This is a genomic window from Paenibacillus sp. 23TSA30-6 (assembly GCF_014858585.1).
In the GTDB taxonomy this organism is placed as follows: domain Bacteria; phylum Bacillota; class Bacilli; order Paenibacillales; family Paenibacillaceae; genus Paenibacillus.
This window is the reverse complement of the sequence record NZ_SLTL01000104.1, coordinates 1-552: the sequence shown is the minus strand read 5'-3', so window position 1 is coordinate 552 and position 552 is coordinate 1. Positions and strand designations below refer to the sequence as shown.

The following is a 552-nucleotide window of genomic DNA, read 5'->3' as shown; positions in this document are numbered from 1 at the left end:
GTGTGTTGAAGATCGTACAGGAAATTTAGGCTTTAACTGGTTCAGGTCGTTTTAATTGAAGAGGGGGAGGTATTAGCCAACCCTTTTCTTTGTTCATTTTTAGAATACGAACTCCCAAAGCAGTCTTAGTTAGATGATATTTCGCAAATAAAGCCCCGATGTCTTCTCTAATGGATTGACCCATAGCTTGGCTGCAAGATGTCAATCCCACAGAGGTATCTAATGCGATTTTAGCTGCAATTTCGGGATCAGTAAACCTTGCACCAGCCGGGATATCCTCAAGTTTCACAGGGGGTCTTTCAGGCATAATAGGGGCTGGGGCAATACCATTATCAGTAAGCATTGCGTCGCATTCTTGGATTTCCAGTTTAGCTTGATCAATAAGATCATCCAGTACTTTTTTGAGTTCTTTGTCTCCTGCGTGGTTTAAATATGCTTGGTAAAATGAAACGCTGCCTTTCGCTAACGCTGAAAACTGCCACACACTATAAATTTCTCCGTAATGCATGGGCTCGTCTTTTGGATTCCCGCTTAGGATACCCATTATAAAAA

The 552-nt window shown here is 41.8% G+C and carries 1 protein-coding gene; it reads right to left on the bottom strand.

Annotated elements, in window-relative coordinates; translation table 11 throughout:
* Nucleotides 1-25 precede the first annotated feature (25 nt).
* Entirely contained in the window at nt 26-544 is a 519-nt protein-coding gene (locus tag E0698_RS26290; RefSeq protein WP_044648487.1) for a DUF3231 family protein, read from the bottom strand.
* Between the last annotated feature and the right edge of the window lie 8 nt (nt 545-552).